We start from the raw sequence: 26,290 nt of genomic DNA on the forward strand, positions 1-26,290 counted from the left end.
ATGAGCGTGCTCTATCACATCCAGGTGGACTGGGACGACGACGGTGACTTTGACCGGCCCGACGAGACGCTTGACCGGGACGTGATCGGTGCGGAATGGGCGCTGGGCCTCGATGCGCCGGACGACTGCCTGGCCGCGCCCTCGCGGGCGACGATCACGGTGCGCGATCCGGGCGGGCGCTACCGCCCGGAGAACATCGCCGGACCGCTCTATGGCGCGCTTGTTCCGCGCAAGAAGGTCGTCATCAGCAGCAGTGCAAGCGGCGTGACGCGGGCGCACTTCACCGGTTGGATCGAGACTATCGCACCGGGACGTGACCGCACTACCGCGATCGCCTGCTCTGGCGTGGAGGATCTGCTGCACCGCGCCGAGGTCTTCCTCCCGCCGGCAACCGATTGCAGCGCCGACGGGCTGATTGCCGCTGTACTGGAACAGGTTGACCATCCCCCGGCTTTGCTCGGCTACTGGCGGCTGGGGCTGGCCCGGCTGGGCGTCGATACACGCCTGCCCGACCTGACGACCGGCGCTGACCTGGAGCCAGGCCGCACAATCTTCCCGTACACAGGCGATTCCTGGGCCGCTGGCCTGAACGCCTGGGAAGTGATCCGGGCAGCGGTCGAGGCGGAGCGCGGGCTGTGTTTCGTCAGCCGCGAAGGGCGGCTGATCTTCTGGAACCGCCACCACCTGGTGGGGCCGGTCACGCCTGTCCTGACACTTGGCAGGCGGGAGGCGGCTTTCACGTCGCCGGTGGCCGGGGCGCGGATGATCAACCGGGCGGAGGTTACCTGCCACCCGCGCGAGGTCGGCGGCAGCCCAGAGACGCTGTGGACGCTGTGCGCCCCGCTGCGGCTGCCGCCGGGCGAAGCGCGGACGATCCGCGCCCGCTACGCTGATGAGGTCGGCGCACCGCTCGGCGCGCTGTCGCTGCTTGCGCCTGTCGCGGGGACGGATTACAGCGCCAACGACCAGCGCGACGGCTCCGGCCAGGATTGCACCGCCGCCGTGACCGTCGCGGTGGAAGCCGGGGCAGGTAGCGCCCGCCTGACCTTTTACAACAGCCATCCAGCGGCGGTTTACGTGCTGCCGGGGGCGCGCCTGCGCGGGATCGCCATCCGCGACCGGGGCCGGATCACCGCCGCTGCTGAGGACGGGGCCAGCATCCTGCGCTACGGGCGGCGTGTCCGGCGGTTGGACCTGCCGCTGCTCGGCCAGCCTGACGCGGCGGCCAGCCTCGCCCGCCATCTGGTCAACGAAGGGAGCGCCCCGCGTGGTCTGGTCGCGACAGTGACGGTGCACGGGGAGACTAACGCTGCCCTGCTGGACGCCATCCTGGGCCTGACCATCGGCGACGCCATCCGCCTGGCCGATCCGGGGAACGGCCACGACGGCCTGTACCATATCGTTGGAGAGTGCCATACGCTTTCCGGCGGAGGGGCACACCACGCCGTCACCTGGACGCTGCGCCCGGTCTCCCCGCTGGTCTACTGGCGACTGGGTATGCCGGGCGCGGGTGAGCTGGGAGAGGCTACGCGGGTGATCTACTAGCGGACGGGCGTCAACCCGGAGGCCACGGCAGAGCTGATGTACAATCAACCCTGCCCGGCAGGAGCTGACCGCAGGAGGATCGCTGCCATGAAGACCATCCGCTGGGGGATCATCGGCGTCGGGAATGTGTGCGAGGTCAAGAGCGGCCCTGCCCTGCAGAAGGCCGACCACTCGGCGCTGGTTGCCGTCATGCGCCGCACCGCTCACCTGGCGGAGGACTACGCCCGGCGGCACGGTGTTCCGCGCTGGACGGACGAGGCCAACGCCCTGATCCACGATCCAGAAGTGGACGCGGTTTACATCGCGACTCCGCCAGACACACATCTCTCCTACACCCTGCAGGTGGCTGCGGCGGGCAAGCCGGTCTACGTGGAGAAGCCGATGGCCCGCACCTATGAGGAATGCCAGGCGATGATCCGCGCCTGCCAGGACGCTGGCGTGCCGCTTTTTGTGGCCTACTACCGCCGCGCTTTGCCGCGCTTCGCCAAAGCTCGTGAGCTGATTGCCGCCGGAGCGCTGGGCGAGGTGCGCGCTGTCCATGTGACCATGCACCAGCCACCCCCCGCCGACCTGGACCAAGCCCGGCTGCCCTGGCGCTTCCTCCCGAACGTCGCCGGGGGCGGGCTGTTCGTCGATTTAGGCTCACACGTGCTGGACTGGCTGGACTACGCCCTGGGGCCGATCGTGGCTGCGCGCGGGCTGGCCGCCAACCAGGCCGGGCTATACCCTGCCGAGGACATCGTCACCGCGACATGGCGGCATGACTCCGGCGTGCAGGGTACGGGGGTGTGGTGTTTCACCGCCGACCGCCGCCAGGACGAAATCCTGATCATCGGCAGCCGGGGTCGACTGGCCTTCCCCTGCTTCCGCGACGACCCGCTGTTGCTGACCACGCCGGAGGGCACGACCGCGTTGCCGATCCCCAACCCGCCGCACATCCAGCAGCCGCTGATCCAGACCATCGTCGACGCCCTCAACGGGCAAGGGACGTGCCCCAGCACCGGCGAGAGCGCCGCCCGCACCAGCCGCATCATCGACGAGATTCTGGCCGACTGGCGGCAACAGACCGGCGTGACGTTTCTACTCCTCTCCTGAGTGGAGCCGCCTCAACCCAGCATCACATCTACCGTATGCTCACCGTCAGCGAACACAGGGACGATATTGCCCGGCACAGGCACGCCATCAACGGTCATACGCCGCACACCTTTGCTGACTTGGTCAGGGTTATGGACGGTGATCCGGTACGTGGCGCCCCGGAAGCAGCGGGTCGCGGTGAAGCCCTCCCAGGCGGCGGGGATGCACGGATCGATCCGCAGGCCGTCATACTCAGGCCGGATGCCCAGGATCCACTGGGTGATCGCCACGTAGTTCCAGGCGGCGGTGCCGGTCAACCAGGAGTTCTTGGCCTCGCCGTGCGTGGGTGCATCCCGCCCGGCGATCATCTGGGCGTAGACGTACGGCTCGCAGCGGTGCACCTCGCTGATCGCTTCCCGTGCGGAGGGGTTGATCCGGGCGTAGTAGTCGAAGGCCCGGTCGCCGCGCCCGACCATCGCCTCCGCGATCATGATCCAGGGATTGTTGTGGCAGAAGATACCCGCGTTCTCCTTGTAACCGGGTGGGTAGGAACTGATCTCGCCCAGGTGGAGGTAGTAGCGGGTATAGGCGGGCTGCAGCAGGACGATGCCATGCGGCGTCGCCAGCCACTCCCGCACGGAATCGAGCGCCTGGAAGGCGCGGCCATCGTCCAGGCCCATGCCACCCATCACACACATCCCCTGCGGCTCGATGTAGATCTTGCCTTCGTCGCATGCCTGCGATCCGACTGGCCGACCGAAATGATCATAGGCGCGGCGGAACCACGCCCCGTCCCAACCATGCACCCGGACGGCTTCGTCCATACGGGCAGCGGCTTCGCGGTAGCGGGCAGCAGAGGCGGTATCCCCGCGCCGTTCGGCCAGCGGGATCAGCTGCGCCGCCGCCAGGTTGAATAGCCCGGCGATGAAGACCGATTCGGCGGTTTTGCCGTCCATGTTGGTCGTCGTCTGGAAGGATTCGCCCGGTTCGGCGGAGAAGGTGTTCAGGTTCAGACAGTCGTTCCAGTCAGCGCGGCCAATCAGCGGCAGGCCGTGCGGTCCCAGCCGCTCCAGGGTATAGGCCATGCTACGCTGGAGATGCTCGTACAGCGGGGCGGCCAGCGCCGGATCGTTGTCGAAAGGCACCATCTCATCCAGGATGCCCCAGTCGCCGGTTTCCTTGAGGTAAGCCGCTGTCGCCAGCACCAGCCAGAGCGGATCGTCATTAAAGTTAGCGCCAATGGCGTCATTGCCGCGCTTGGTCAGGGGCTGGTACTGGTGGTAGGCGCCGCCGTTCGGCAGCTGTGTGGCGGCGATGTCCAGGATGCGCTCGCGGGCGCGGGCGGGAACCATATGGACAAAGCCCAACAGATCCTGGCTGGAATCGCGGAAGCCCATCCCCCGCCCCACGCCGGATTCGTAAAACGAAGCCGAACGCGACATGTTGAACGTCACCATGCACTGGTAAGCGTTCCAGATGTTGACCAGGCGGTTGGTGTGCGTGTCCGGTGTGCTAACCTGCAGGGCGCCGAGCAGATCATCCCAGTAAGCCCGCAGCCGGTCAAAGGCGGCGTCAACGACCGCCGGGGCCAGGTAGCGGGCGATCAGGGGCCTGACCGTCGCCTTGTTGAGGATTGACGACTCCGGCGGGTCAAACTTGCGGTCGCGGGGATTCTCGTGGTAGCCCAGCAGGAAAGTGATCTGCTTGCTTTCGCCCGGCTGCAGGGTCAGCCGGACATGGTGGGAACCAATGGGCGCCCAGCCGTAGGCGATGCTATTCCCCGCTTCCCCGCGCTCCACGGCCAGCGGCGCGTCGAAGCCGCGGTACGGACCGAAGAAGGCTTCCCGCTGCGTGTCAAAGCCGGCCAGCAGCTCCGAACAGGCAAAGTAGGCAAAGTGATCGCGGCGTTCGCGGTACTCGGTTTTGTGGTAGATCACGCCATCCTCGACCTCAACCTCGCCAGTGTTGAAGTTGCGCTGGAAGTTGGTGGCGTCATCCTGAGCGTCCCACAGGGCGAATTCCACCAATGAGAACAGCGAAAGCGCGGCAGCAGTCTGGCGGTGGTTGGTCAGCGTGAGTTGCCAGATCTCCAGCGTCTCACCCAGGGGGACAAAGTAGCGAACGGCGGCTTCAATGCCGCCGAAGGTGGATTCGATAACGGTATAGCCCAACCCGTGACGGCAGGTATAAGCTTCCAGCGGGCGGCGTACCGGCTGCCAGGTGGGCGACCAGTACACGCCGCTGGCGTCGTCACGCAGGTAAATGTAGCGCCCGCCACAATCCAGGGGGACGTTGTTGTAACGGTAACGGGTCAGGCGGCGCAGACGGGCGTCGCGGTAAAAGGAATAGCCGCCAGCGGTATTGCTGATCAGACCAAAATAGGTCTGGCAGCCGAGGTAGTTGATCCAGGGCAGGGGTGTATCCGGGCGCGTGATCACGTATTCGCGCCGGGCGTCGTCAAATGCGCCGTATCGCATCCGCCGCCATCCTTTCCGCACTCACGTCCGGCACCTAGAAGGTATTGGCCCCGCTGGAAGCGCGAATGACCAGCTGAGTGGGTAGCAGAATGTGGCGCGGCCCGCGGGCTTTTCCATCAAGCAGGTCCAGTAACAGGTGAGCGGCCTGGTAGCCTTTCTGGTGGATCGGCTGGCGGATCGTGGTCAGCGGCGGGTTGGCTTCCAGGGCGCGGGGCAGGTCATCAAAACCGACCAGCGCGACATCCTCCGGCACGCGTACCCCGGCCTCGTGCAGGGCCTGCAGCGCGCCGTAAGCCGTGGTATCGCTGGCGGCAAAAACGGCGTCCACCCCCCGCTTGAGCAGCGCCTTCATCCCCAGGTAGCCGGAGCGGGAGGTGAAATGCCCTTCCACCACCAGATCGGGATCGTAGGGCAACCGCGCCCGCCGCAGGGCCAGCCGGTAACCCTCGACCCGCTCCAGGCCATCGGAGTTGTTGAGCGAGCCGGTGATATGCCCGATCCGCCGCCGCCCGACGTCGATCAGGTGGTTGACGGCATCCTGCGCCGCGGCGATGTTGTCGATGCTGACATAGTTGATCTGATCTTCCAGGGCAGCCGGGCGTTCGACCATCACGAACGGGATGTGGTGCTCCACCAGCCGGCGGGTGATGCCCATCTGGCGGGTGGCAGAAGCGATCAGCAGGCCGTCCATCAGGCGGTTCTGCAGCACGCGCTCATAGAGGCGATCTTCGTCCTCGCTGGAACTGCCCACCCACAGCAGGGTGGCGTAATCGCGTTCCTGCGCGGCCTCAGTAATGCCCTGGAGCAGCGTAGGGAAGTAGTAAGGGTCCTCAAAAACGGTGATCAGTTCGCGGGGAATGACGACACCGATCACATAGGTACGGCGCGTGACCAGCATACGGGCGGCCGGGTTTGGGGCGTAACCCACTTCCTGGATCACGGCCATGACCTTAGCCCGTGTCCGGGCGCTAACGTATGGCTCGTTGTTGATCACCCGCGAGACGGTCGAGCGGGATACCCCGGCGCGTCTGGCGATGTCTTCCAGGTTCATCCTGTCGGCCTCTGCCTGCCACCCGCGGAACGCGACTGCTGCCCCAGACTGACCCGCCGGATACGCCATACCAGGCGACGCCCGGGGACAATAGCACAAGCGGCAGCGCTACCCGACCTGATTGGGAGCGCTCCCAGAACTACCTGTAGTGTAGGAGCAAACGGCAGTCACTGTCAAGGGGAAGGCCGGGCGCGGATCGCCGGCACTCCCGGCCCGCCTCGCACGCCGCTGACCGCCGGCCCATTCCCTGCTTCCTGCGCGGCTGGCGGGCGCGCCAAAGCGGCGCAGCTTCGCCCTGTAGATTGACGCGCCCTGCGCTTGTTGCTACGCTTGAGTCAGAACAGGCTTCCTGCCTGTCTGCAGGACATCGAGTAGAAGGCGATCATCATGGCCACCCTGCTGGATTACCTGGACACATTGACCATCCCCGCCGAACTGGTGGAGGTGGTGGACGAAGGCGAAAAGACGCTCCGTTGCACGGCCTGCGCACACCGCTGCCTGCTCAAACCCGGACGGCGCGGCATCTGCCAGGTGCGCTACCATGACGGCCAGGTGCTGCGTGTACCACATGGGTATGTCAGCGCGTTGCAGGTTGACCCGACGGAAAAGAAGCCGTTTTACCATGTGCTGCCCGGCAGCACCGCCCTGAGCTTCGGGATGCTCGGCTGCGACCTGCACTGCGCCTATTGCCAGAACTGGGACATCTCACAGTTCGGGCGGGACGATCTGGCCGGGCGCGAGCCGCTGATCATCTCCGCCGAGGAGCTGATCCGCCTGGGCCGCGAGCGCCGGGCCAGGGTGGTCGCCAGCACCTACAATGAGCCGCTGATCACGACCGAATGGGCGGTCAGCGTCTTCAAGCTGGCCAGAGCTGCTGGGATGAAAACCGTCTATGTCTCCAACGGCAATGCCACGCCAGAGGCGCTCGATTACCTGGCTCCCCACCTCGACGCCTACAAGATCGATCTCAAGTCCATGCGGGATAAGCCCTACCGTCAACTGGGCACGGTCCTGCAGCACGTGCTGGATACCATCGTGGCGGTGCATCAGCGCGGGCTGTGGCTGGAGGTAGTGACCCTGATTGTGCCCGGCTTCAATGACAGCACCGAGGAACTGTGGGATGCCGCCCGCTTCCTGGCCGGGGTTTCGCCGGATATCCCCTGGCATGTCACCGCCTTTCATCCCGACTACCATATGCTCGAACCCCCGCGCACGAGCATCGAGACGCTGCAGCGCGCCGCCGAGATCGGCACGGAGGCAGGATTGCACTATGTGTATGCCGGCAACCTGCCCGGCGTCGTTGGCGAATGGGAGGATACGCGCTGTCCGACCTGCAGCACGCCGCTGATCCGCCGCTATGGCTTCCGCGTGCTGTCCAATCGGTTGGCCGCCACGGGCGGCCGGTGCCCGGAATGCGGGACGGCTATCCCCGGCATCTGGGCCTGACCGGCGGCAGTTGCCCGGCGGATGGTATGGTGAAGTCGCGTCAGGTTGGATGTACTGGAAGATCAGCCGGGGGAAGGAGAAGCAACGATGGGACAGTTCATCAGGCCCAGATACAACGTGGTGCTCACGTACGACGTGATGCCTGAGCAGGAAGAGGAATACTATCGCTTTGCGCTGGGCGAATTTGTGCCGGGTTTGCAGGAGCTAGGCCTGTACTTGGCCCGCGCCTGGCACACAGCCTACGGCGACTACCCCCTGCGCCAGTCTGAATTCGTGGCTGAGGATCTGGCCACCATCCGCAAAGCACTTTCCAGCGATGTCTTCCGCCGGCTGGAGGAACGCCTGCAGGAGTACGTGGTCAACTACGACCGCAAGATCGTGCCCTTCAACGAAAGCTTCCAGCTATAGCAGGGCTGGGCGCAACATAACCCGCCCCTGCCCGCTGCCCACTAGCCCTGTGAAGCGGTTCTTCACAGGGTTTTTTGCCGGGGCGGGAGGCCGTTCTCATAGCTCCAGCCGGGAGACAATGTCATCCAGCCCATAGGTTTCTGGCCGCCGATCCTGAAAGACCGGGATGCGCCCGCGTACCTCGTCCACCCGTTCCAGGGCGATCTCGGCGGTATAAAGGCCCGGCATCCCGCCAGCCTCGAGCACCGTTTCCCCCCACGGGTCGATGATCATCGAGTGCCCGCCAAAACGGGTCGGGCCTTCGGCGGTCTGGGCCTCGCCAACACTGTTGCAGGCAGCGACAAAGTACTGGTTCTCAATAGCACGGGCGCGGATCAGCGCTCCCCAGTGATCGAGGCGTTGTTGTGGCCAAGCCGCTGGCAGCAGCACCAGCCGGGCGCCTTCGATCCCGTAGCGCCGGAACATCTCCGGGAAGCGCAGGTCGTAGCAGATGGCCAGCCCGGTCTTGCCCCAGGGCAGGTCCAGGTTCAGGGGGGCCAGCCCGCCGGCAAAGGCGCGATCTTCCCCCATTGGCCCGAAAAGGTGGATTTTACGGTAAACCCCCAGAATCTGCCCACCGGGGCCGAAGAACGCCGCCGAGTTGTTGATGCCTGCTCCCCGCTTTTCAGGCGCCGATCCGACCACGCAAATCTTGTTAGCGCGGGCCGCAGCCGCCATCTCGCTAAAAACGCCGGCATTGGTAGGGGCGGCAAAAGCGCTCAGGTTGTCATAACGGTAGCCGCACGACCACAGTTCCGGGAGAATCACCACCTGGGAACCGCGCCGGGCCGCTTCCGCCACCATTGCCCGCATCATCTCCACATTGCGGTGTTCGTTGCCGGTGACCACGGTCATCTGGGCCAGGCTGATATTCAGTTTGGGCATACTGCTTCCTCTCCGCGAAATCCGTGCGCATGTGGGAACACGCCGGGGGCTGGCGGGAGTCTACCGCGGAATCCGGCGGCGTGGTAATTCGTACAGTAAATCTTCTTCGCGGACAAAGTGATAATCAAAGGCGAAGGAGAGTATACCTGTACTACCGGGCTTCTTGGCGAACAGTTGCCAGGTAGGCATTGACGGTCTCGATGGGGCGTTTGCACTCATAGAACTGCGTCCGCGACATCCCGCGCTGACGGCACGCTTCACTCCCATCGCCCGGCGCCTGGACCAGCTCCAGCACGCTCAACCGTCGGCGTGTTACTTGCGCTTCGGCAGTTATGCGCCTCTCTCCTTTTTGCCGCTGCTATTATCTATCCGATCTGTTCGGAGAGGAAACCTAGTCGCACAGGGTTTCCCCCCTCCGGAATGTCAGCATATCCTGGTGTTCGCGAGGAAGGATTTAGCCGGGCGTTTCTACCACATCACCCACCCGAAGGATTCCACAGCTGCGATGCAGAGCGTTTTGTCCGAACATCGCCCCTCCGTTTTTCCCTCTACGGTATGTGGCCAGGGTCGCCAGCGGCTCCCCTACAACCGGGATTGTGCCGGAGGACTGGTCAACGGTGGTGATGACGCAACGAGCACAGGGCTTGACAATGTCAAAGCGAATGCCGGCAATGTGAATGTACTGCCACGTATCTTCGGCGTAGGGCAGGCAGCCGGCCAGGACCACGTTGGGGCGGAAGCGATCTATGGATACAGGCTCCTGGCCGCGTGCCAGGAGCCGCCTGTTCAGATCGTCCAGGCTGGCTTCCGAGATGAACAACAATGGATACCCATCCGCAAAGCTCAATGTGCCGGGTTCAGGGGTATATTCGGTGCTCGTCAACCGTTCAAAATGGTCTGGCATTCGCACCAGACGAACGCGAGTCTTGAGCAAGCCAGAGAACCAGGCCCCTGCTGTATCCCCTTCATCGATCGCCAGACAGGTATCCCGCCAGACCACCACCTCGCTCAACTTGCCCTCGTGTTCCGCCAGCGGTACCGACAGCGGCGGCAAACCAGGAGCGGTGAGAACCAGGCTTTCATCGGATAGGGCAGTTTGTACCAGGGCAAGCTGTGAATATTCCCGCTGCGTCACGAACCTGTTTGTGTGATCGACCACCATCCACTGGCGATCGAACTTTGGCCCGCGCCTATCCAGTTCAACGCATTCGACGCGAATCCCGGCGCATGACTTCACCGGGTAGATGTAGAGGGCAGAGATATGCGTACCGGTCACGGGCTTCCCTTACTTATGACTCTAGCCGGTTTGCGAAAGATACAACCGGCTTCCATCAGGGCGCTCTACGGCGGGGTTAACGGAGAAAGCGGTGTGCCGCCCGTGCTTCCGGGCGGCACACAACGCGAATGCTGCGGGTTATTCGCTAACCCATGTGTTGTTGCGGTCAGTGACCAGGTTCATCCACCAGTACATGCCGCCGAAGTCATGAACCCGACTGCTATACGCTGCGTAGCCTGTCTGGAAGCCGAGCGGAATCGCATAATAGCCGCCGAAGACGATCTGCTGCGCCTGGTAGATCAGCGGGTCGGTATCTTCCGGGTTCACCAGGGTGGCGGCTTCAGCCAGCAAGGCCTGTGCATCTTCCAGGATAATGCCGAAGCCCTCACCATAACCGCCAGGACCCCAGTAGCTGACCATGCCGCCGTAGCCGCCAAAGCCGCTGGAGGCCATGAGCTTCATCGGCCCTCTGGTGTAGTCGTCAATCCAGGTACCGAATTCTACGATCTCCAGGTCAGTGCCGATCCCGGCTGCATTCAACTGGGAGACCACCGCCTCCAGCACACGTGGCATCTCTGGCAGATTCCACCCCTCGATCGGGATGATCAGGTCTTCCCCATCCTTGTCATAGATGCCGTTGTTATTGCTGTCGGTGTATCCCAGCCCTTCCAGGATAGCTCTGGACTCTTCCGGATCGTAGTAGAAATACTTGTTGCACAGTTCCGGGTCGTAGCCCGGCCAGCCCGGCCCCGCCATCCCGCAGCCATCAACTGCTGTCTGCGGGTACACAGCACGAATGATATTGTTGCCATCAATCGCCAGGGCGATGGCCTTCCGCAGGTCCTGATTCTGGAACAGTTCGACGTTCAGATCGAAAACCAGAAACGCGGCGCTCCAGTAAATCTGTTGATCGTAGAGCGTGAACTCCGGATTATCGCGGAAACGAGGGATATCCAGATCGGACACCGTATGGATCAAGTCCACTTCGCCAGCTTCCAGGGCAAGCGCCTCCACGGAAGTATCTGGAATGATCTGGAAAATGACCTCGTCCAGGTAGGGCGTGATGTAGTAGTCCTCGTTACGCCGCAGGACCACGCGATCATCGGGTACGAACTCGACAAATTCAAAGGGGCCAGTACCGATGGGGTGATTGGAGAACTCCGCACCCAGCTGTTCCACCGCCTCACGCGGGTAGATTGCGGCTGAAGAAATGCCACGCCCTCCGGCAAAGAGCAGCCCGTCTGGTGCGCTCAGATTCAGTTGCACAGTGTAATCGTCGATAGCTTCCACCGATTTATACACAGCGATGAAGTCGCTGGGGACGGCGGTACCCTCGGTGTTCACGAAACGCTCAATCGAGTACACCACATCATCAGCGACCACTTCCCGGCTCTGGCCCTCCGGGAACACGACATTGCCATCGTGGAACATCACCCCATGACGCAGGTGGAAAGTGATCGTCGTGCCATCCTCGGAGACCTCCCAGGATTCGGCCAGGTCAGGGATCGTCTCGAACCCACCCCCTTCAGCCGCCGCCAAGCGCACCAGTGTGTTATACACCTGCGAAGCTGCATAATACGACATGTCATCCTGGATGAAGGCCGGGTCTAGGGATGTGATCGATCCCACGGCAATGCGCAATGTACCGCCGGATACTGGCTCTTGGGCGGACACACTTAGCGCCATCGGTACCAGCAGCACAATGACCAACAACAAGGCGGTTTTTTTCATGCTCTTGTCTCCCTGTTTCGAAAGCGGATCAGGAAATGGATGCCGGATCAGAGCATCAGCACATTGACACCTCCTTTACCTGGTTCTGGTGTACGGATCAAGGGCATCACGAAGGGCGTCACCGATCAGGTTGATCGACAGGACGACCAGCATAATGGCAACGCCAGGGGCGATGGTGAGGATGGGCATATCGCGCATGAACCGCTTTCCATCGCTAAGCATCGCCCCCCATTCAGGGGTGGGCGGTTGCGCCCCTAACCCCAGGAAGCTCAACGCTGCGGCGGAAAGTATGGCGCCCGCTACCCCAAACGTGGCCTGTACCACCACGATGTTCACGAAATTGGGCACGATATGATGCACGATGATGTGCAGGTTGCTTGCTCCCAGCGCACGGCAGGCAGTGACATATTCCTGTTGCTTGAGCTGCAGAACCAGACCGCGCACCACTCTGGCGTATTCGATCCAGGCAATAGAAGCCAACACCAGCATGACATTGATTAAGCTCGCGCCAAGGATGCCTACAATGGCAATAGCCAGAATAATAAAGGGGAAGGCATACAACAGATCGACCAGGCGCATGATCACCATGTCCACCACGCCGCCAAAGTAGCCGGCCAGTACGCCCAGGGTGACGCCGATCGAGCCGGAAATGCCGACAACGATCAGTCCCACCACCATCGAGATTCGCCCACCGTAAATCAACCGCGAGAGCGTGTCCCGGCCTAGGTCATCCGTCCCCAGGAGATGGCCGTTGGTATTGGGCGGTAGCAGAGAGGCTGAGAAGTCAACCTCATACGGATCGTAGGGGCTGATCTGCGGTGCAAAAAGCGCCGCCAACCCCATGACGATCAGCAACCCGAAGCCCACCAGGGCGAGAGGGTTGCGGGCAAGCTGGGACACAATGGAGGCAAACAGTCCCCGTGAAGGCTCCCGCAGCTCACCTACCCAGTACTGCAGCGGTTGGCTGCGCTCTAGAGGAGCAGGTTTGTCAATAGCCACAGTCAATTTACTCCAGCCGGATGCGTGGATCGATCACCGAATACAGGATGTCTATGATCAGGTTGACGACGATGTAGATTGCCGAGAAGAAAATGGTGGTGCCCAGGATGATGGGGTAGTCCCGCCGGAAAACAGCATTGACGGCCAGGCGTCCGATGCCCGGCCAGGCGAAGATCATCTCGATGATCACCGCCCCACCCAGAAGGCCGGCAAACTGCAGGCCAAGCACAGTCACAATAGGGATCAACACATTGGGCAAGATATGACGGAACAGCACCTGGCGCTCTTTAAGCCCCTTGCTACGCGCCGTCATCACATAGTCCATGTTCTGCACTTCCAGCACCGCAGAGCGCACAATACGGGCATTGTAGCCGATCAGCCCCAGTGAAAGGGTTAGCGTTGGCAGGACCAGGTGATTCAGACGGTTAAGGATGATCCCTTCTCCCCGGCCAGAGGTGGGCAGCACATTGAACTGGATAGAGAACAACAGAATGAACATGATCCCCAGCCAGAAGCTTGGCATGGAGAAGCCCACCAGGGCGAGACTCGTCGTGGCGTTATCCAAGATGGAGCCACGCCAGGTGGCCGCCATGAACCCCAGGGGAACAGACAATAAGGTCACCAGCAGGATCGAAGTCAGCGCCAGTTCCAGGGTGGCTGGCATGCGGGACAGGATTTCCTCAAGCACCGGGCGACGGGACGTGATAGAAATGCCCAGGTCGCCCCGCATGAGATTGCCAATGTAGCGGAAGTACTGGACGGGTATGGGGTCATTCAAGCCCAGGTCCTCGCGCATACGTTCGAGTTGCGCCGGGCTGAAATCGCTGATACGCAGGCCAAAACGCGCGGAAATGGGGTCGCCCGGCGTGAACTGGAACAGGATGAACACCACCGTGGCGACGCCAACGAGAAGGAATGGGATCATGACTAACCGGAGGGTAATATATTTGAGCATGGTTGTTGTTTGAAGAGCACACCTTGTTAGTTAAAGGTGTTCATACTGCACTCCCTGAAATGAACCCCGCCAAACGACCTTCGGAGGAGGCGGCATGAACAACACCTATATTGTAACGGTATATGGCGTCCTTGATGATCTATTGCTTGGTTCTGTGTACTACCGGGCTTCTTGGCAAACAGTTGCCAGGCAGGCATTGACGGTCTCGATGGGGCGTTTGCACTCATAGAACTGCGTCCGCGACATCCCGCGCTGACGGCACGCTTCACTCCCATCGCCCGGCGCCTGGACCAGCTCCAGTACGCTCAACCGTCGGCGTGTTACTTGCGCTTCGGCAGCTATGTGCCTCTCTCCTTTTTGCCGCTGCTATTATCTATCCGATCTGTTCGGAGAGGAAACCTAGTCGTACACCTGAAAGAAGGGAACAACCCGGTAATATTATCAAATAAACGAACCACCCCCCTTTGGTAACATCATCTTTTGGTTTGACAGCCAGGGCGGCCAGGACATCATCCCTACTTCCAGCAGATGAGACGCTGACAGCCCTGGCTGGCGCCCGGCCAGCAAAAAAAGCCGTCCTTCATCGGACGGCCAGCAGCATCCTATTGTCGGCGCAGGGCAGCTAATCGAGCAGCCCGCAGGGCACACCATCGCAGATGTCATCGCACCACCACAGACCACCCTCCCATTCGCACAGCAGGTCGCAGTAGGTGGTGCCCCGCTGCTCATTGTAGGGGTTGATGTACTCACATAGAGGTTCCGTTTCCTCCGGCTCCGGCACGCCGCAGGTGTCCTTCTCCCGGCTCAACCGCTCGCCCGTCAGCAGGGAGAAGACCTCCACCTCGGCGCTGTCACGCGGGCAATCCCACCAGCGAGCCGTCCACAGCTCGTTTCCGTTAATCACGTTGACCTGGATCTGCCAGGTGTTGAGGATGTAAACACCAATACGACCGTCCAGCGTGCCGCCGACTTTGGTATAGGTCTGCGGGCGGCTGATGTCCAGGTTATCGTAGGGGACAGTCAGTACCAGATCGACGCCACCGGGGCCGACGCCGTAAATGTCAATCCCGGTCTCGCCGCAATACAGGACAACCGGCGCGGCTTCGTCGCAGTTCAGCCGGCCATCGGGTCCCTGGCCAACGGCCACCCGCCCGTCGCTGAACAACGAAGCGCCCACCAGTACCACGGCCAGCGCCGCCAGCATGAGGATGGTCTTTCTGCGGATCAACATGGCTCCTGTAATCTCCCTTCGGTTCCAGTTTACGGGGTTGGGGGCCAGGCATGTCCTTCATTTTGTCGGCGCCCGGCATCAGTTACTTTCACTATAGTCGTATTTGGCCTCCCTGCGCCAGCGAATCGCGGTTCCGGCGCTATAATTTTAGAGCGAATTTATAATTCCCAGGAGGCTACCCCCATGATCGATTTCTTCCGGGAACCGCTGGAACTGAATCCACAGACCCGCACCGCCCTGCCGGGCCAGTTTGTGACCCTGCCGGATGGCGTGACGCACTACGAACTGACCGGCCCGGAAGATGGCCAGGTAGTCGTGCTCATTCACGGCTTTTCCACGCCCATGTTCCTCTGGGACCCGACCGTCCCCGCGCTGACAGCCGCCGGCCTGCGCGTCCTGCGTTATGACCTGTTGGGGCGCGGCTTTTCCGATCGCCCGCCCGTGAGCTACGATGCTGAGCTGTTCGACCGCCAGCTCCTCCATCTGCTTGACGCGCTGGGGTTGAGCGCGCCAGTTGACCTGCTGGGGTTGTCGATGGGCGGGGCGATCGCCGTCAACTTCACCGATCGCCACCCGGAGCGCGTCCGGCGGCTGGGGCTGGAGGGTCCAGCGGGCTTTTCCACAAGCGTGACGCTGCGGGCGCTGGCGCTCTTTGTGCCGGTGCTGGGCGAAGTGTTGATGAGCCTGGCCGGGAACTGGTTGATCGTCGGCGGGCTGCCGCGCGACTTTTACCGGCCAGAGCGTTATCCAGAGTACACGGAAAAATACCGGGCGCAGCTGCCCTATAAGGGCTTCAAACGGGCCATCCTCTCCACCATGCGCCACATGAAGCTCGCCGGCCTGGCGGATGCCTACGCCCGCGTGGGCCAGCAGGGCCGCCGGGTGCTGCTGATCTGGGGCCGCCAGGATATCACCGTGCCCTTCCCCGCCAGCCAACAGGTACTGGCAGCCATCCCGCAGGCCGAATTCCATCCCATCGACGAAGCCGGGCACATCCCGCACTACGAGCGCCCGGAGATCGTCAACCCGATTCTGGTCGCGTTCTTCGGGGGGGATGGCAGTTGAGAAACGGCACACGGCTCTGAGAGATCGAGTGCGGATCAACGCATTGTCATTCATGCGCCGATTTGCGGAGTGCCGCCGTGCACTCTGGCCAGGGGTTATACAGGGTAATGGGCCGCGCCAGCCCGGTGCGACCTGATCTGGAACGGGGGAAAACGATGAGCCTGCTAGAAAATATCGAAGGGGCGCTGCGCGTTGGAGTCACGCTGATTCTTTCGCCGCTGCTGCGCGGCAGCTATAACCGCTGGGGAGCCACCGGCGAGGAGATCGCCCGCGCCCTGCCGGGCGACGATCTGGTTGCCGCGCCGAAGCTGGGTTACACGCGGGCGATCACCATCCGCGCCCCGGCGGCGGCCATCTGGCCCTGGCTGGCTCAGATCGGCCAGGGGCGCGGCGGCTTCTACAGCTACGACGGGCTGGAAAACCTGGCTGGCTGTAATATTCACAGCGCGGATCGCCTCCTGCCTGAGCATCAAGAGATCAGGCCCGGCGATGTGATCCGCCTGGGGCCGAAAGGCTACCCCTGCCAGCGGGTGGTGCGCGCCGATCCGCCGCATACGCTGCTGATGCTGGGCGCCGACCCCAAAACCGAGCAGGCTCCGGATTACCCCGCCCCGCGCTCGGAGAGCGACTCGATAGCCTCCTGGCTGTTTCATCTGGTCGAGCAGCCGGACGGCACAACCCGCCTGATCGTCCGCCAGCGCCTGGATTACGGCCGCAAGCTGGCCCTGCTCTGGCGGATCGTGGAACCGCTCAATTTTGTGATGGAGCGCAAGATGTTGCTGGGAATCAAGCGCCGCGCTGAGGCCGACCCGCGCGGGGTCTGACCCGCTGCGCCGCCACATACGCCCGTGCAAGGAGGATCAGATGCCCACTGCTCATGAATACGCCCGCGCCAACGCGCCCCGCTTTGAGGCCGAACTGGTCGACCTGCTGCGCATCCCCAGCATCAGCACGCTCAGGGAACACGCTGTAGACGTGGAACACGCCGCCGAGTGGATCGCCGCTGCGATGAAGGCCAGCGGTCTGCAGACGGCCCGTATTCTGCGCCAGGAGGGCAGCCTGCCGCTGGTTTACGGCGAATGGTCGGGGGCCGGGCCAAAGGCGCCCACCCTGCTCGTTTATTGCCACTTCGATGTGCAACCCGCCGCCCTGGAAGACGGCTGGGAAACTGACCCGTTTTCCCCGGTAGAACGCGAGGGGCGGCTGTACGCACGCGGCGCGCTGGACAGCAAATGCCACGTGGTGGCCTGGCTGAAAGCTGTTGAATCCCTGCTGGCAGCGGATGCGCCATGCCCGGTCAACTTCAAGCTGCTCTTTGAGGGCGAGGAAGAATCCGACTCCGGCCACATCACCGGCTTTGTGGCCACCCACCCTGACCGGCTGCACGCCGACGTAGTCATCATTTCCGATGGTTCCTTCCCGGATGAGCAGCAGCCGGTGCTGAACTATGGCCTGCGCGGGATCGTGGAGATGGAACTGACTGTCAGCGGCCCGCGCCGCGATGTGCATAGCGGCCACTATGGCGGCACCGTCCATAACCCGATCCAGGCGCTGGCGGAGATTCTGGCCGCGCTGCACGACGCCGATGGGCGGGTGACCGTCCCCGGTTTTTACGACGATGTCCGGCCCCTGGACGATGAGGAGCGCGCCCTGCTGGCCCGCGGCGCGGACTGGATCGCGGCGGAATGGGCGGCAGTGGCCGGCGCGCCACAGCCCTGGGGCGAACCGGAATACCCCTTGCATGAACGGATCGGGACGCGGCCCACCCTGGAATTCAACGGCATCAGTGGCGGCTTCACCGGCGATGGATTTAAGACCATCATCCCGGCCCGCGCCTCGGCCAAGCTGAGCTGCCGCCTGGTGCCCAACCAGGACCCGGCCCGCATCTATGCCCTGGTGCGCGACTACATTGCCGCCATCACCCCGCCCACGGTACAGGCCAGCCTGCGCCTGGTGGGTGCCGGGGCGCCGGGCATCGTGCTCCCGCGGGATACCCAGGCCATGCGTGCCGCTATCCAGGCGTATGAGTACGCCTGGGGTGTAACCCCAATTTTCAATCGGGAAGGGGGCAGCGTGCCGATCGCCACCGCCTTCCGTCAGCATCTCAGCGCGCCACTGCTGCTGATGCCTTTCGGCTTTAAAGGCGGCGGGGCGCACGGCCCCAACGAATATATTCCCCTGCACATGTTCCACCGGGGCATTGCCGCGGCCATCCAGCTGGCCTACGAATACGCCGGGCTGACTGGCCTGAGCCGCATCTTTGAGGGGCAGCGCTAGGGCACAGACAGGGCAATTTTAAGGTTTTGCTGCTGGACAAAACAGAACATTCGTGCTATTCTGATATCAGAACATACGTTCGCGGATGGCCCACAAGGAGCAGCACGGATGACCGCCATTGACCTCTCCCAACCCCACTGGCTGGCAACCGCGTGGCGCTGGCTGGGGCGGCTGATCCTCCCCGCCGGGCGGGCGCCAGCGACAGAATCAACGCCGCCTGCGCCGCCGGCAGCGGAGGCAAGCCTGGCCCTCGGTGTGGGCCGCCGCTTCCCCATCGCGCCGGAGCGCGCGCCCCTGTTTTACCGCGCCGCGGATGAGTCCTGGTGACCTCGCTGGCACGGCCCCCGTCGTGGTGGGCGGGCTGACACGGCTGGCGGTGTACTGGTAGGTTATGGTTCCGCCGTGGCGGCCCGCCCGCCTGACCGTGGGGCGGCGTTCCCCTGGCCTGCGGCCGCAGCGATGCTGCGGGCGTAGCGATGCTGGGGGCGCAGCGCCCCGGCCATCCTGCCTCTTTTCTTTGCCGCCGTCTGCGGTACACTTGCCGCCGTTCTGCTGATCCGCACCTGCCCCCAAAAGAGCATCTACCCGTGATCGTTGCATACCTGGGCCATCTGGCCGCGTTGGGCACATCTGTTGCCTGGAGCTTTACCTCTGTTCTGTTCACGCTGGCGGGTCGGCGGGTAGGATCGCCGGTGGTCAACCGCACCCGCCTGTTGCTGGCGATCCTGCTGGTGGCCATCACCCACCGCCTGACTCTGGGTAGCTTCCTGCCGCTGGACGCAGAGCCATTCCGCTGGGGCTGGCTGGCGCTTTCCGGCCTGATCGGTTTCGTGCTGGGGGATACCTTTCTCTTTCAGGCGCTCGTGCTGATCGGCCCGCGCCTGTCGATGCTGCTGATGGCCCTCTCGCCGGTGTTTTCCACCCTGCTGGCCTGGGTTCTGCTGGGCGAGAGGCTGACGGCCCTGGAACTGCTGGGCATTGCCCTGACGCTCGGCGGGGTGATGCTGGTCGTCGCCGACCGGCAGAACGGCGACTCGCGGGCGCTGGCGGTGGAGTCGCCGCGCCAGTACACCGTGGGCGTGCTGTATGGGCTGGGCGGCGCACTGGGCCAGGCGCTGGGCCTGTACGCCTCGCGGATGGGGCTGGTGGGGGACTTCCCGGCGCTCTCCGGCAACCTGATCCGCCTGATCACCGCCGCACTGGTGATGTGGCTGCTGGCGGCGGCGCGCGGGCAGGTGCGCGCCAGCCTCCAGGCATGGCAGGCGCGGCCAGACGCACTCAAGTTCGTCATCGGGGGCGCCGTCTTTGGGCCGTTTATCGGGGTGTGGCTATCGCTGCTGGCAGTCCAGCACGCCCCAATGGGCATCGCTTCCACGCTGATGAGCCTGGCCCCGGTGCTGCTGATCCCGATCAGCCGCGCCCTCTTCGGCGACCGGATCACCGGGCGGGCCATCCTGGGGACAGTGGTGGCCTTTGCGGGGACGGCCCTGCTGTTCCTGTGAGCCGGCCCACGTCGGGCACGGTCGGGGTCGCTGGCAGGGCTTCGCCTGCACGCGGGCTGATTGCACGCCAGCAGGCAGCGGGTTATCGTTATATCCAGGTCAGCGGAACGTGCACAGAGATAAGGATGCCTGTCATGCCGGGAACTGAGAAGTACCAGACCAGCCCTTATATCGCCGAACTCTACGACTATGTCGTGCCCTACCGCACCCGCGCCGATGTGAGCTTCTTTGTGGAGCTGGCCCAGCAGACGCATGGCCTGGTACTGGAAGTCGGTTGCGGGACGGGGCGCGTGCTGATCCCGACCGCCCGCGCCGGCGTGACCATCACCGGCCTGGATGTCTCCCGGCCTATGCTGGATGTCTGCCGTACCCGCCTGGCCAACGAAGCCGCTGACGTGCAGGCGCGGGTCACGCTGGTGCAGTATGACATGCGCGACTTTGACCTGGGCCAGCAGTTCAGCCTGATCACCACGCCTTTTCGTTCCTTCCAGCACATGATCACCGTCGAAGATCAGCTGGTCAGCCTGGCCTGTATGCGCCGCCACCTGGTCGATGGCGGACAACTGGTGCTGGATCTGTTCAATCCCTCGCTGGCTTACCTGGTCGATGAAAACCGGCTGGGCGAATTTGGCGAAGAGCCGGCTTTTACCATGCCAGATGGCCGCCGCGTTGTCCGCCGGGCGCGTATTCTCTCCCGCGATCTCCTGCGCCAGGTGCAGGATGTCGAGATGATCTACGATGTCACCTACCCGGATGGCCATACTGAGCGCCACCTGGATCACTTCCCCATGCGCTACCTGTTCCGCTACGAGGCGGAACACCTGTTGGTGCGGGCCGGTTTCGCCGTGGAGGCCGTCTACGCGGATTACGACCGCAGCCCATATGGCTCCAAGTATCCCGGCGAGTTGATCTTCCTGGCGCGGAAGCGTTGAGGCAACGGGCGCGACAAGAGCCTTAAGCCTCCCAATCTGGCAATCTAGCCTTTGCATCCTGTGCAGGCACGCCGCCTGCCATGGCGAGTTGCACTGTGCGGTGGCTGGGGTATCCTTGGATGACGGCGGTTGCAGTCGGCGACTATTGGTCGCCAGGGCAGGCGATGAACATGAGCGCAAATTCCGGGATGGAACGGCAAACACGGGTTGCCCGCAGCCTGGTCGATCGGGTTCTGGGCGGGGTGTGCGGTGGGCTGAGCGCGTACCTGGGCATCAATCCCTGGTGGGCGCGCGCCCTGACCGTGATCCTGACCGTGCTAACCGGCGGCGTGGCCGCCCTGCTCTATCTGATCCTGTGGTGGACTTTGCCAGCCGACCTGACACCCGGCGAGCCAGTTCCGGGCCGTGACCTGGGGCGGCTGCTACTGGTCGGCCTGTTGATCGCCCTGGGCGGCGCGGTGGCGCTGGCGCGCGGCCTGGGCCTGCTCACCAGTCCGCAGGGCGCCGATCTGTTCTGGCCGGGTGTGATTGTGGTGGTGGGGTTGACCCTGCTCTGGCGCGAGTGGCGATCCTAGGCCGCTGCATACGGGAGTGAGCGAGACGTGCAGAAAACGACAGCCCGCAACAGGCGCTTCTTCTGGCCGCTGCTGGTGATCGCGCTGGGCGCGGTTGCCCTGGCCCAGGCGCTGGCCGTCTTTCCGCCGACGGTGGCCGATCTGATCAACCGGGCCTGGCCGATCGTGATGGTGATTGTCGGCCTGACGCTGCTGCTGGGGCAAGCCGGGCCGCTGGGGCGCTTCGCCCCGCTGATCGCCGTGATGGTCAGCGCGATTGTGCTGGGGGTGACGGTGGTGGTTGCCTATTCCACCCGTGCCGCCACCGAACGCACCGATAACGTCGTCCGGGTCAGCCAGCCGCTGGAAGCGCCGGTCAGCTTGCTGCGGGTGGTTGTGCGCAGCCTGGATACCACTGTTGAAATCTCTCCCCGTGTGCCTGATGACCAGACGCTGATCACCGCCGAGTTCATCGGTAGTGCGGAGAGCGTGATCACCACTGACTTCACGACCGATTCCGAGGGCGTTGCCACCTTCAGCCTGGCGGAAACACGTCCCAGCGCTATCCCTGCCCTGGAGACCATCGGGCGTGGACGGCTGCGGATCGAACTACCGCTCGGCGTACCGATCGCCCTGGACTTCACCAACGGCAGCGGCACGGTCAGCCTGAACCTGCTCGGCCTGCAGGTGGCGCGGCTGGATGTGATCATGCAGGAAGGCGACCTGCTGCTCAGCCTGCCCAGGGGTAGCTTTGAACGACCGGGCGAGGTGTACCTGGCCCGTGGCGACGCCAGCGTGTTCGTGCCGGATGACATCGGCCTGGCGGTGATGGCCAATGGCAAAACGCCGCGCTTCGCCGAAGGCGAGTACCTGTTTGACCCCAGCAGCGGCGCTTACCTTTCCCGCCGGTTTGACGATTACGACCGGCAGATCACGCTCAACCTGAACATCGGCGGCGTCATCGACCTGCAATAAGGCCGGGCTGCCCGCCAGGGTAACAGACAACACCGCTAACGCGCGGCAAGCGTAGGGCAATCGTTAGCCGCACCGTCTTGAATCCTCTCCCGAATCGTCCGATACTGAGATCAGGAAAGCGCAATCCCTGCGCCCCAGGGTGGCGAACCGGCCCCGGCTACAGGGGTTGTTCCGGCCAATGGCGGATAGAAGAGGAGGGGATGTGGCCGGGCTGCCCCGCTTTTCCCCGGAGCCTGTTCAAACCCGGAACCGGGAAACATCTTAAGGAGGGTTAAGTCATGTCTGAGAAGGGCAAACATGTCCATGCCTCTGCTGCCCGCCCGTACAGCATTTCGACGACCGTCCGTGATCTGCTGCAGCGCCGTCGGCCTCAGTTCTGGCGGCAGAACCAGCGCCTCCTTGGCTCTCCCCGGCGCTACTGGTTACGCGCTCAGCGCGCTTACTGCCGCAACCTGATCCGGGGCGATCTGGTCGCTCACCGCCGCATGTTCGGCGTCAGCCACAAGCACGTCCAGCCCGGTCAGACACCGCCTGAGCAGCAGGGCTAGTTCCCACCAGTGCCCGGCCTGAGCGCGGGCAAGAACATCAAAATCGAGCCGCCGCGCGCCAACCGGACGCGCGGCGATATTTTTGCCCGGCGCCATTCCCGCCGGCCTCCTGATCACCCGGTTACTCGGCCTCTTCTGGCGCTTGCCGCGCCGCCGGCGGAATCGCTGGCGGACTTTGCCCGCGCCGTGTTCAAGGCCGTACGCCAGTCGCTCTGCCTGTGCTATAATTCCCCCGCGCGGCTCCCCTCCCGGCTCAGGCCGCCCTGTGATCCCGTAGATCGAGGTTACCGACATGGCGTCGCTCTCCTTTCAAGATGTCATCATGAAGCTTCACCGGTTCTGGGCTGACCAGGGCTGTGTGCTGTGGCAACCGTACAACATCCAGCTTGGCGCGGGCACCGGCAACCCGGCCACACTGCTGCGCGTGCTCGGCCCGGAGCCGTGGAATGTGGCCTATGTGGAGCCGTCCGTCCGCCCGGATGACGGCCGCTACGCCGAGAACCCCAACCGGATGCAGTACTTCTACCAGTATCAGGTGATCCTCAAGCCCGATCCCGGCAACCCCCAGGAGCTGTACCTGCAATCGCTGGCCGCGCTGGGCATCAACCCCCGCGAGCACGACATCCGCTTTGTGGAAGACAACTGGGAATCCCCGGCGCTGGGCGCCTGGGGGCTGGGCTGGGAAGTCTGGCTGGACGGCCAGGAAATCACCCAGTTCACTTACTTCCAGCAGGCCGGCGGGATCAACCTGGAGCCGGTTTCGGTGGAGATCACCTATGGCCTGGAGCGCATCGCCCTGGCCCTGCAGGACAAGGATCAGGTCTGGGATATTGAGTGGCTGCCGGGCATCAGGCTCTCCTATGGCGATATTTTCCGCCGCCAGGAAGTCGAGCATTGCACCTACTATTTTGAGGTCGCCGATGTGGAAGGCCTCAAGCAGACCTATGACGTCTACGAGCGGGAGAGTGCGCGGGCGCTGGAGCGCGGGCTGGTCATCCCGGCCTATGACTACGTGCTCAAGTGCTCCCACCTGTTCAACGTACTGGACGCACGCGGTGCGATCGGCGTGACCGAACGGGCCAAATTCTTCCACCGCATGCGCAATATGACCCGCAGGGTGGCCCAGGCCTTTGCCGAGCAGCGCCAGGCGATGGAATACCCCCTGTTGAACAATGGCTGGATGGGGCCAGCCCAGGCCGCGCCAGCCGCCCTGCCGGAGTCATTGCCCGCGGAAGCCGCTGATTTCCTGCTGGAGATCGGTGTGGAGGAACTGCCCGCCGGAGATGTTGCCGACGTACTGGCCCAGCTGGAACAGGCCGCGCCGGCACTCTTTGACTCCCTGCGCCTGAGCCACGACACGCTCAAGGTCTACGCCACGCCGCGCCGCCTGGTGGTCTACGCCCACCGCCTGGCCCCGCGCCAGCCCGATCTGGAGGCGGAAGTCAAGGGGCCGCCCGCCCGCGCCGCCTTCGACGCTGCTGGCAACCCCACCAAAGCTGCCATCGGTTTTGCCCGCAGCAAGGGCGTTGACCCGGCTGATCTGCGCCGGGCCAGCATCGACGGCGGCGAGTATGTGGTCGCCCGCGTGCGGGAGCCGGGCCGCCACGCTATCGAAGTGCTGGCGGAGGCACTGCCGGGTTTCATCGCTGGGATCAAGTTCGGCAAGTCAATGCGCTGGAATGCCAGCGGCGTCAGCTTCAGCCGCCCGATCCGCTGGCTGGTGGCGCTCTTCGGGGGGACGGTGATTCCGTTTAACTACGCCGGGCTGGCCAGCGGCAACGTGACGCGCGGCCTGCGTCCCTATGACTCGCCGGAGGCGATCGTCAGTGACGCCGCCGGGTACTTCAGGGCGCTGGCCAGCCAGGGTATCATCCTCGATACTGCTGAACGGCAGACGCTGATCATGGAGCAGGCTCGCCGCCTGGCGGCGGAAGTCGGCGGGCGAATCCCCGCTGATGCCGACCTGCTGGCCGAGATCGCCAACCTGGTGGAGCGTCCGACTGCACTGCGTGGCGCGTTCGACCCGGCGCACCTCCGGCTCCCGCGCGAGGTGCTGGTTACCGTCATGCGCAAGCACCAGCGTTACTTCGCCGTGGAAGATGAGGCAGGCCAGTTGCTGCCATACTTCATCGCCGTGCGCAATGGTGACCGCGAGCATCTGGACAAGGTCATCCACGGCAATGAACATGTCTTGCGCGCCCGCTTCGCCGACGCCGCTTATTTCTACGCCAAAGATACGGCCAGGCCGCTGGCCGATTACCTGCCCCGCCTGGGCACGCTGACCTTCCAGGAGAAGCTGGGCAGCATGCTGGAGAAGAACAACCGTGTAGCCGCTCTGGTCCCGGTGATGGCCGATCTGCTGGGTCTGAGCGCGGCAGACCGCGAGATCGCCGCCCGCGCAGCGACCCTGGCCAAGGCGGACCTGGCGACTCAGATGGTCGTGGAGATGACCTCCCTGCAGGGCGTCATGGGCCGCATCTACGCCCTGGCCGGCGGCGAGCCGCGCCCGGTGGCGGAGGCGATCTTTGAGCACTGGCTGCCGCGCGGCGCGGGCGACCGTCTGCCGGAGACTCCAGCGGGAATCGCCCTGGCCCTGCTGGATCGGCTGGATTCGCTGGCGGGGCTGTTCGCGGCAGGGCTGGCTCCCCGTGCCACTGCCGATCCGTACGGCCTGCGCCGGGCGGCGCTGGGTGTTGTCCAGATTCTGATCGAGCGCGGCATCGACCTTGATCTGGCCGACGCGCTACGACCGGTCGCCGCTGCTCAGCCGATCCCCGTGGATGAGGAGACGATCGCCGCCGTGTTGGACTTCATCGCCGGGCGGCTGCGTGTCTACCTGCAGGGTGACGAGCGCGGCGCACATCTGATCGAAGCCGTGCTGGCTGAACAAAGCCGTAACCCTTACCGCGCTGCGCTGGGCGTTGGCGAACTGGCGCTGTGGACGGCCCGCTCCGACTGGGCATCGATCCTGGACAGCTTCGCCCGCTGCGTGCGCATCACCCGCGACCAGCCGCGCTACAGTCTGAACCCCGACCTGCTACGGGAGGAAGCCGAGATCGCGCTCTTTGAGGCTTACGAAGCCGCCGCCGCGCTGCTTGGCCCGCGCGACAACGTCGGCGCGATGCTGACCGCTTTTGAGACCATGATCCCGGCGGTAACCCGCTTCTTCACTGAGGTACTGGTCATGGATGAAGATCCGGCGCTGCGGCAGAACCGCCTGGCGTTGCTGCAGGCCATTGCCGGGCTGGCGGCGGGCCGCGCGGACTTCAGCCAGTTGCAGGGGTTCTAGGCAGGCATACGGACAAGGGAGGATGTTGCAG

Annotated in this window: 22 protein-coding genes; 13 read left to right on the forward strand and 9 right to left on the reverse strand. The window is 63.9% G+C overall.

All coding sequences use genetic code 11. From position 1 onward, the window contains the following. Both HPY64_10690 and HPY64_10695 read left to right on the forward strand, forming a co-directional pair. Entirely contained in the window at positions 1-1,545 is a 1,545-nt protein-coding gene (locus HPY64_10690; GenBank protein NPV67601.1) for a hypothetical protein, read from the forward strand. An 87-nt stretch (positions 1,546-1,632) separates the two neighbouring features. After that, positions 1,633-2,640, forward strand: coding sequence for a Gfo/Idh/MocA family oxidoreductase (locus HPY64_10695; protein NPV67602.1), 1,008 nt, complete (start codon positions 1,633-1,635; stop codon positions 2,638-2,640). A gap of 11 nt (positions 2,641-2,651) precedes the next feature. Here HPY64_10695 and HPY64_10700 read toward each other — a convergent pair whose 3' ends face one another. Then, positions 2,652-5,096, reverse strand: coding sequence for a glycosyl transferase (locus tag HPY64_10700; protein ID NPV67603.1), 2,445 nt, complete (start codon positions 5,094-5,096; stop codon positions 2,652-2,654). A gap of 34 nt (positions 5,097-5,130) precedes the next feature. After that, on the reverse strand, positions 5,131-6,147 hold the full coding sequence (locus tag HPY64_10705; GenBank protein ID NPV67604.1) for a LacI family DNA-binding transcriptional regulator: 1,017 nt from the start codon (positions 6,145-6,147) through the stop codon (positions 5,131-5,133). Positions 6,148-6,534: 387 nt separating this feature from the next. Here HPY64_10705 and amrS point away from each other — a divergent pair, with 387 nt between their 5' ends. Then, complete coding sequence (gene amrS / locus HPY64_10710) at positions 6,535-7,593, forward strand: AmmeMemoRadiSam system radical SAM enzyme (GenBank protein ID NPV67605.1); 1,059 nt, start codon at positions 6,535-6,537, stop codon at positions 7,591-7,593. A gap of 87 nt (positions 7,594-7,680) precedes the next feature. Further along, positions 7,681-8,001, forward strand: coding sequence for a hypothetical protein (locus HPY64_10715; protein ID NPV67606.1), 321 nt, complete (start codon positions 7,681-7,683; stop codon positions 7,999-8,001). A 96-nt stretch (positions 8,002-8,097) separates the two neighbouring features. Here HPY64_10715 and HPY64_10720 read toward each other — a convergent pair whose 3' ends face one another. The 6 genes from HPY64_10720 to HPY64_10745 all read right to left on the reverse strand — a co-directional run bounded on the left by HPY64_10720 (position 8,098) and on the right by HPY64_10745 (position 15,117). Then, positions 8,098-8,895 (reverse strand): carbon-nitrogen family hydrolase, encoded by a 798-nt coding sequence (locus HPY64_10720; GenBank protein NPV67607.1) that lies wholly within the window; start codon positions 8,893-8,895, stop codon positions 8,098-8,100. 484 nt (positions 8,896-9,379) lie between these two features. Further along, complete coding sequence (locus HPY64_10725; protein NPV67608.1) at positions 9,380-10,201, reverse strand: MOSC domain-containing protein; 822 nt, start codon at positions 10,199-10,201, stop codon at positions 9,380-9,382. Between the two features lie 138 nt (positions 10,202-10,339). Continuing rightward, entirely contained in the window at positions 10,340-11,932 is a 1,593-nt protein-coding gene (locus tag HPY64_10730) for an ABC transporter substrate-binding protein (protein NPV67609.1), read from the reverse strand. 75 nt (positions 11,933-12,007) lie between these two features. Continuing rightward, positions 12,008-12,937: an ABC transporter permease gene (locus tag HPY64_10735; protein NPV67610.1), complete on the reverse strand. Its 930-nt coding sequence runs from the start codon at positions 12,935-12,937 to the stop codon at positions 12,008-12,010. Between the two features lies 1 nt (position 12,938). After that, positions 12,939-13,886 (reverse strand): ABC transporter permease, encoded by a 948-nt coding sequence (locus HPY64_10740; protein NPV67611.1) that lies wholly within the window; start codon positions 13,884-13,886, stop codon positions 12,939-12,941. Positions 13,887-14,508: 622 nt separating this feature from the next. After that, complete coding sequence (locus HPY64_10745) at positions 14,509-15,117, reverse strand: hypothetical protein (protein NPV67612.1); 609 nt, start codon at positions 15,115-15,117, stop codon at positions 14,509-14,511. 183 nt (positions 15,118-15,300) lie between these two features. Here HPY64_10745 and HPY64_10750 point away from each other — a divergent pair, with 183 nt between their 5' ends. From HPY64_10750 to HPY64_10785, 8 genes are all read left to right on the forward strand, one after another. Then, the gene (locus HPY64_10750; protein NPV67613.1) at positions 15,301-16,182 is read left to right on the forward strand and encodes an alpha/beta hydrolase; all 882 of its coding nucleotides are present in this window, start codon (positions 15,301-15,303) and stop codon (positions 16,180-16,182) included. A gap of 155 nt (positions 16,183-16,337) precedes the next feature. Continuing rightward, positions 16,338-17,006, forward strand: coding sequence for a hypothetical protein (locus HPY64_10755; protein ID NPV67614.1), 669 nt, complete (start codon positions 16,338-16,340; stop codon positions 17,004-17,006). Positions 17,007-17,046: 40 nt separating this feature from the next. Beyond that, positions 17,047-18,459, forward strand: a complete 1,413-nt coding sequence (locus HPY64_10760; GenBank protein NPV67615.1) for a M20/M25/M40 family metallo-hydrolase — start codon at positions 17,047-17,049, stop codon at positions 18,457-18,459. A 108-nt stretch (positions 18,460-18,567) separates the two neighbouring features. Further along, positions 18,568-18,786: a hypothetical protein gene (locus tag HPY64_10765; protein ID NPV67616.1), complete on the forward strand. Its 219-nt coding sequence runs from the start codon at positions 18,568-18,570 to the stop codon at positions 18,784-18,786. A 260-nt stretch (positions 18,787-19,046) separates the two neighbouring features. Beyond that, the gene (locus HPY64_10770) at positions 19,047-19,961 is read left to right on the forward strand and encodes a DMT family transporter (GenBank protein ID NPV67617.1); all 915 of its coding nucleotides are present in this window, start codon (positions 19,047-19,049) and stop codon (positions 19,959-19,961) included. A 134-nt stretch (positions 19,962-20,095) separates the two neighbouring features. Continuing rightward, on the forward strand, positions 20,096-20,893 hold the full coding sequence (locus HPY64_10775) for a class I SAM-dependent methyltransferase (GenBank protein NPV67618.1): 798 nt from the start codon (positions 20,096-20,098) through the stop codon (positions 20,891-20,893). Between the two features lie 170 nt (positions 20,894-21,063). Beyond that, entirely contained in the window at positions 21,064-21,468 is a 405-nt protein-coding gene (locus tag HPY64_10780; GenBank protein ID NPV67619.1) for a PspC domain-containing protein, read from the forward strand. Positions 21,469-21,495: 27 nt separating this feature from the next. Continuing rightward, the gene (locus tag HPY64_10785; GenBank protein NPV67620.1) at positions 21,496-22,422 is read left to right on the forward strand and encodes a hypothetical protein; all 927 of its coding nucleotides are present in this window, start codon (positions 21,496-21,498) and stop codon (positions 22,420-22,422) included. A 422-nt stretch (positions 22,423-22,844) separates the two neighbouring features. On the opposite strand, the gene HPY64_10790 is transcribed toward HPY64_10785, so the two are convergent. Then, positions 22,845-23,066, reverse strand: coding sequence for a hypothetical protein (locus HPY64_10790; protein NPV67621.1), 222 nt, complete (start codon positions 23,064-23,066; stop codon positions 22,845-22,847). Positions 23,067-23,292: 226 nt separating this feature from the next. On the opposite strand from HPY64_10790, the gene HPY64_10795 reads away from it, so the two are divergent. After that, positions 23,293-26,259, forward strand: coding sequence for a glycine--tRNA ligase subunit beta (locus HPY64_10795; protein NPV67622.1), 2,967 nt, complete (start codon positions 23,293-23,295; stop codon positions 26,257-26,259). Positions 26,260-26,290 lie beyond the last annotated feature (31 nt).

Source organism: Anaerolineae bacterium (genome assembly GCA_013178165.1).
Taxonomy (GTDB): Bacteria; Chloroflexota; Anaerolineae; order Aggregatilineales; family Ch27; genus Ch27.